Genomic DNA, 2868 nt, shown 5'->3' on the forward strand with positions numbered 1-2868 from the left:
TTGAATCCTGAGAAAAAAGAAGAAATGCGGGCGGCATAAAATTTAACTTGAGGCGACAACTAACTTGAAAAACTCCGCTTGAAAGGACGTTTCACACCAGTAGCATTGTGATTTAGTTCTGGTTTCATAGTGACCTCCTATTTAAAAGTCACTATGAGGATAGTGGATGTATTACTGATTAGGATTTGGACATATCCAAGTTAGAGCACCAACTCTAACTTGGCTTGTTCGGATAAGTAAAAGTATCTTGATGTCTTAAGTATGGTTCGTAGCAGCAAACTTACATTTATTTTTCAACAGACTTATAACAGGCTTTACAGCAACAAATGTCGAAGTCCTATTATCATGCTGCCAATTACTCCTATGTTCTCTACGTTTACTAATAGTTACGCATATGTGATTTTTAGCGCGGGACAAGGCAACGTATATTGCACAATTATCCTCAAATGTTTGTTCCGCATAGTTCCAAAAAGCCTGATCTTCTAGCCCCATAAAGTATACAGTGTGATATTCAAGACCTTTACACTTGTGGATGTTCATTAAATGTACAGCGTTCTCAGCACTAAATAACTTTGCAGCATCTTCTAATGAATTGGTCTGATTACACATATTTCTCAAATGTACTTCAAGCGCTTGCCATACATGATTAAAATAAGCAGAAGATTTATATTGTTTCCATCTTCCTTTTATTTTTGGCATACCAAGCTCATGAATAAAGCTTTGAATATAAGATAACAAGTCATCAGCCGTTGTTGCTGTTGTTATTAACTCTTGCTTTAGTGAGATGAAGTTAACTAAAGAAGTAGTTAATTCTTCTTCTTTATCATCATCAGATTCAACCTTGTTTAAGGCTAAATTAACTTTAAACAGCTCGGTCATGGCTTTGGGTTCAGGACGCACTAACGCTTTTAAGAACTGCGAAAATAATTGCCCAAGAGGTTCTTTTAAGGCATCTTGTAAGTCGGTCATGTCGAGGTTGTTTATACCAAGCTTTGTTAACTCAGCTCTCAATATTTCGGTGTACTGTGATGCCTGCTGCTTAGTTAAAACAGAAATATCGCTTGCGTCGATACCACTGCTGATTGCTTCATTTATACTGTGAGCAATGAATGAGGCTTCTTGATACTCATCACTGAAAGCATGTAGAGAGCAGTTTTCTGGAATTGTTGATACTTCTTGGAATGTAGATCTTGGATTCTGTACAAATTGCAATACTACTGCTAGTACATCTTGTATTTCACTAGACGCTCGGTAGTTTTTAACTAGGAATTTTTTTTGTGCCGAAAAGTCATTTAAAAAGTCAGTGAATACAGTTTGACGAGCTCCAGCCCATAACATGATGCTTTGGTTAATATCTCCAACAGTTAAAATTTTTGTATCGGAATTCTGAAACAACAGTTGTAACAACTCGTATTGCTCATCAGTCGTATCTTGAAACTCATCCACAAAAACATATGCATAAGAATAAGAGAACATTGTCCGTAGATCTTCTCTTGCTCGTAAGATGCGTATTGCCAAAGCTAGCAAGTCATCCATCAATATTTTGTTGGAGCCATTAGCATCTTGGCGACGAAAGACGATATCGTAATTGTCTATCGGACGTTCATTTTCAGGAAGAGTATTTTTGAATCTATCAACGATACTTTTGCTGAATGCGTGGAAAGTAAAAGAGTCAAAACGTGTAGCTTTATGACCGCAACGCTTATTTATTCTCTCTTTTATGTTTAACTGAGCTTCAGTTTTAAACGTAAGAGATAATATTCTTTTTGGCCAAACACATTTATCGGTAAAGAACAAATAATTTGCTTTTTGAGCCAACAACTCTGTTTTTCCTGCACCTGCACTTGCTAATACAGCAACCGATGCATCACAGGTAATGATATCCATTAGTTCAGTTGTAGCTTCTATGCTCTCTGATGGCTTCCAATCAGTCATTACTCAACTACCTGTTCGGACAACTCGACAATACGTTCCATCAACCGTGTTAACTCTGGTGGTAACTTTTCTAGTATCTCTCGAGAGGTATATTGCTCCTCAAGTTTGGTAAACATACGAACATGAGATGCGGGTTTACTTTTATTCGATAAGAAACGATAGCGATACCATAAAAAGTTCCTTTCCCAATCCGATCCAAAATCAAACCGTTTACCAACATTTCCTTTTTTGAGTACAGCTTTAATTAACGCCGCCTCTCTTTTTACAGTATCTTCTTCTTCCTCATCTTCTTTGCCATCAGAGGGACCTCTTTCTCCATAAGCTTCATCTTTTTCACAAAAGATCTCAGGAAAAGCACAAATCATTGAATAATCGATATCTAGTGGACTAGAAAAATAAACATTACATTCTTCTAATTCATCTGTAATTATCCTTGTTTTTCCATCTTCATAATGTATTGAAAACGAATCAGCGTTTCGATCGCTATTCCAGTTGGGGATATAAGGAATAATGTTTTCGTTAATATATTTACTCTTTATTTCATCCATTAAAAGTAATTGTTCCACGACATACTTCATACGGCCAAAACCACCGCCATTACGATCAATGTCAAAGTCCAATAGTGTAACAAAAGGGATCTTCAGAGAATTAAGCAAACGCCAGAAATGATTTACATGCCTCCCACCAAGTGGAACCACCGATATTGAATGACCGTCAATGTCTTTTGCAAAGTGTTCCAGCAACTTCGGAAGAACAACCTGCTCACTATCACCTTCACCCAGTATCACTAATTTAGAAAAGTAAATTTCAGGATAGGCCTTTACAGCTTCGCTAATATACTTAGCTTGCTCATCGCTCACGGCTAGCGCATTTTAATCCCAGATTCTAACAGGGTTGAGCGATAATCATCGTCTAGCCCTGCCATTTTCTTTT

2 protein-coding genes are annotated in these 2868 nt (G+C 37.1%); both read right to left on the minus strand.

The features are described 5' to 3' along the window. Nucleotides 1-255 precede the first annotated feature (255 nt). Nucleotides 256-1935: a UvrD-helicase domain-containing protein gene (locus AAEY57_RS18960; RefSeq protein WP_350608552.1), complete on the minus strand. Its 1680-nt coding sequence runs from the start codon at nucleotides 1933-1935 to the stop codon at nucleotides 256-258. Further along, nucleotides 1935-2795 (minus strand): ATP-dependent endonuclease, encoded by an 861-nt coding sequence (locus AAEY57_RS18965; protein WP_350608553.1) that lies wholly within the window; start codon nucleotides 2793-2795, stop codon nucleotides 1935-1937. The genes AAEY57_RS18960 and AAEY57_RS18965 overlap by 1 nt, the downstream gene beginning before the upstream one ends. Nucleotides 2796-2868 lie beyond the last annotated feature (73 nt).

The organism is Pseudoalteromonas sp. MER144-MNA-CIBAN-0113, assembly GCF_040308965.1.
Taxonomy (GTDB): Bacteria; Pseudomonadota; Gammaproteobacteria; order Enterobacterales; family Alteromonadaceae; genus Pseudoalteromonas; species Pseudoalteromonas tetraodonis.

What these genes read in the sequence shown, in the direction of transcription:
- AAEY57_RS18960 (WP_350608552.1), bottom strand. Translation starts at nt 1,935, where the DNA reads ATGACTGATTGGAAGCCATCAGAGAGCATAGAAGCTACAACTGAACTA.